This is a genomic window from Staphylococcus sp. HMSC055A09, assembly GCF_001809655.1.
GTDB lineage: Bacteria > Bacillota > Bacilli > Staphylococcales > Staphylococcaceae > Staphylococcus > Staphylococcus capitis.
The window spans coordinates 9,513-9,857 of record NZ_KV798363.1 but is presented as its reverse complement, the minus strand read 5'-3'; the positions used below and the strand labels follow the sequence as shown (position 1 = coordinate 9,857).

Sequence of the window (345 nt, the reverse complement as noted above, 5' to 3'; positions counted from 1 at the left end):
TGATTCATCTTTCGGTGTTACCTCTACATTGATGTACTCTTCACTTGCTTCGATAGCCGGAGAATCCGGTGTTGTCTCTTTACGTGGCATAGTCACTTTGCTCTCAGGACTTGAATCACTATTGCCTTTTATTTCTGTTGCTATAATTTCACTTTCTGCTTGTACGACTTGATGACCTATAGTTACTTTTCCGGTTCTATCGTCTATCACAATATGCGGTACTTGTTTGTTTAATAACCAAGCACCTCCATTTTTGTTTGCGATGATTGAATCAGAATGGCCTTCTGGATTTGTGTAATTGATCACTAATTTCGTTGATTCATCTTTCGGTGTTACCTCTACATT

1 protein-coding gene is annotated in these 345 nt (G+C 38.6%); it reads right to left on the bottom strand.

From position 1 onward, the window contains the following. A partial coding sequence (locus HMPREF2642_RS11700; RefSeq protein WP_176744844.1) for a hypothetical protein occupies positions 1-345 on the bottom strand: 345 nt, incomplete at both ends.